General features: G+C 62.1%; 4 protein-coding genes. 1 reads left to right on the top strand and 3 read right to left on the bottom strand.

Annotation, left to right across the window (positions count from 1 at the left end; genetic code table 11):
- Positions 1-190: 190 nt before the first annotated feature.
- Positions 191-619, top strand: a complete 429-nt coding sequence (locus EN781_RS30955; protein ID WP_126058702.1) for a BA14K family protein — start codon at positions 191-193, stop codon at positions 617-619.
- A 220-nt stretch (positions 620-839) separates the two neighbouring features.
- Here the strand turns inward: EN781_RS30955 and EN781_RS30950 are convergent, their stop codons facing one another.
- The 3 genes from EN781_RS30950 to EN781_RS30940 form a co-directional block, all read right to left on the bottom strand.
- A complete protein-coding gene (locus tag EN781_RS30950) occupies positions 840-1,481 on the bottom strand; it encodes an MBL fold metallo-hydrolase (RefSeq protein WP_126058701.1) in 642 nt (213 codons plus the stop codon).
- A gap of 118 nt (positions 1,482-1,599) precedes the next feature.
- A complete protein-coding gene (locus tag EN781_RS30945) occupies positions 1,600-1,908 on the bottom strand; it encodes a hypothetical protein (RefSeq protein ID WP_126058700.1) in 309 nt (102 codons plus the stop codon).
- A gap of 147 nt (positions 1,909-2,055) precedes the next feature.
- Positions 2,056-2,280 (bottom strand): aminotransferase class IV (locus EN781_RS30940; RefSeq protein WP_189347950.1); only part of this gene is annotated, 225 nt, incomplete at its 5' end.

The following is a 2,280-nucleotide window of genomic DNA, read 5'->3' as shown; positions in this document are numbered from 1 at the left end:
GTTCAGGACAGACCTGGCGGAGACTGATGAGGCGGGTCCGCTCTCGCCGGGTCTATGGTTTTGCGCAAGCAATCGAAATGTCAGGCCGGATTTCGTTCAGCCTCCGTTCAGCCACGGTCTCTTATTAACCTTTGCTAAAGCCGGTCCGCATCCCCCCGAAAATACACGGGCCGGCGCGAAGGAGACCGAAATGAACCGAATTCTCAAGACCGCCATTCTGTCCACGGGCATCGCCGCGACCATATTGGCCACCTTGCCGGCGGCCAATGCCGATGACTGGCGCTGGCGCCGTCACCATCACAACCACAACGACGCCCTCGCCGCCGGCGTCGTCGGCCTTGCTGCCGGCGCCCTGATCGCCGGCGCGTTGAGCAACCCGCAGCCTCGCTACAACAGCTATTACGAGCCGGGCTACGACGACTATGACTACCGCTATGTGCAGCCGGCTCCGGTTCGCCGCTATTATGCGCAGCCGCGCGTCGTCTATGCCGACCGCTATGCGGAACCGTGGACCCGTGCCTGGTACGAATATTGCTCGGACCGCTATCGCACCTTCAATTCCCGCACCGGTACCTTCACCGGCAATGATGGCGAGCAGCACTTCTGCGTCGCCAACTGAGGCTTCCCTGCCCCTAACAAGAAAGCGCTGACCGCAAGGCCAGCGCTTTTTGTTTGGGGCTCCTTTAGGCGCTCACCCAGGGTGTGTTGAGATTCAGGTCAGGCCGAGCCGAGAGCGATGGGTTCCGAGAACCGGAGCGGAGCGTACTCAAAGTACGTGAGCACCGGAAGCGCAGGAACCCACCGCTCGCAGGCCGGCCTCACCTGAATATCGACACACCCTAGGTCAGGAACGGATTGGTGCGGCGCTCCTCGCCGAAGCGGCCTCCGGGGCCGTGGCCGCAGATGAAGCCAATGTCGTCGCCGAGCGGCAAGAGCTTTTCCTTGATCGAGGCGATCAGCGCGGCGTGGTCACCGCCGGGCAGGTCGGTGCGCCCGACCGAGCCGCGAAACAGCACGTCGCCGACATGGGCGAACTTCGCCGCGCGATTATAGTAGACGACATGGCCCGGCGCGTGCCCGGGGCAATGCAGGACCTCGAACACGTGGTTTCCGAACGACACGGTCTCGCCTTCGGTGAGAAACCGGTCGGGCACGCAGTTGCGCACCGCGTCGGTGACGCCGAAGCGCTTGGCCTGGTTCTCGAGGTTGGCGAGCAGCGGCCGGTCGGCCTCGTGCGGGCCGATGATGTCGACGCCGAGCGCCTCCTTCAACTCCATCGCGCCGCCGGCATGGTCGATATGGCCATGCGTGATCCAGATCGCGCCGGCCCTGATGTCATTGTCCTTCAGCACCGACAGCACCTTGTCGATGTCGCCGCCGGGATCGACGACCACACCTTGTCTGTCGTCCATGTCGAAGAGAATCGTGCAGTTCTGCTGGAAGGGCGTGACCGGCACGATGCCGGCATTGAGCTGACCCATGATTGTCCTTTCGCTGTGTCTTCCCCGATGTAGAGAGACTGACGAACGGCGTCCACCGCTTGCCAAACGAAAATGGGCGGCCGCAGCCGCCCACGCGAAACCCGGGGATTTCGGGCCTTTACTTCTTCATCGCGTTCAGGACCGCGCCGATGATGCCGGTCAGGATGGCGCCGCCGCCGGCACCGCCGAGGATGTTCTTCAGGTCAATCGCACTTCCGATTCCACCCGCCGCGGCTGCCGGGTCGACAGCGCCACCGCCGAGCAGGCTGCCGAGGATGGCCGCGCCGCCGACGCCGCCGATCGCGCCACCGAGGATTTTGGTTAGCTGTCCCATCGCCGCCTGCTTCAGCGCAACGCCTACTGCCTGACCACCGATAACACCCGCAATCACCTGCACAATGATCGCAACGAGCGTGTTCGTATCCATGTTAACAGTCCCTCCATAACTGCCAGCCTCCTCGGGCCGACGTCATCATGAGACGCTGAATTGGATGAAAGTCAAATGCACCGAGGCTTAAATAAAAGGGGCGGCCAGAAAACCGCCCCTGTAAGACAAAAAAGCTGTGACTTATCGCTATTCTGCGGCGATAGCATGCTTTGGTTGCACTGCAGCAGAATAATCATTCATCAATGTCTTGGCGATCTCGCCAACCTCGAATCGGTATGGACCGATCTCCGAAACCGGCGTCACTTCAGCTGCCGTGCCGGTAAGGAAGCATTGTTCGAAGCCTTCGAGCTCTTCCGGCATGATGGCGCGCTCGATCACTTCCAGGCCGCGCTCCTTGGCGAGGCCGATGAC

Origin of the sequence: Mesorhizobium sp. M4A.F.Ca.ET.090.04.2.1 (assembly GCF_003999085.1) — a bacterium.
In the GTDB taxonomy this organism is placed as follows: domain Bacteria; phylum Pseudomonadota; class Alphaproteobacteria; order Rhizobiales; family Rhizobiaceae; genus Mesorhizobium.
Note: the sequence above shows the minus strand (reverse complement) of the source record. Positions and strands in the feature narration are given on the sequence as shown.

Coding starts and splice junctions, on each gene's coding strand:
- EN781_RS30955 (WP_126058702.1), top strand. CDS start 191: ATGAACCGAATTCTCAAGACCGCCATTCTGTCCACGGGCATCGCCGCG.
- EN781_RS30950 (WP_126058701.1), bottom strand. CDS start 1,481: ATGGGTCAGCTCAATGCCGGCATCGTGCCGGTCACGCCCTTCCAGCAG.
- EN781_RS30945 (WP_126058700.1), bottom strand. CDS start 1,908: ATGGATACGAACACGCTCGTTGCGATCATTGTGCAGGTGATTGCGGGT.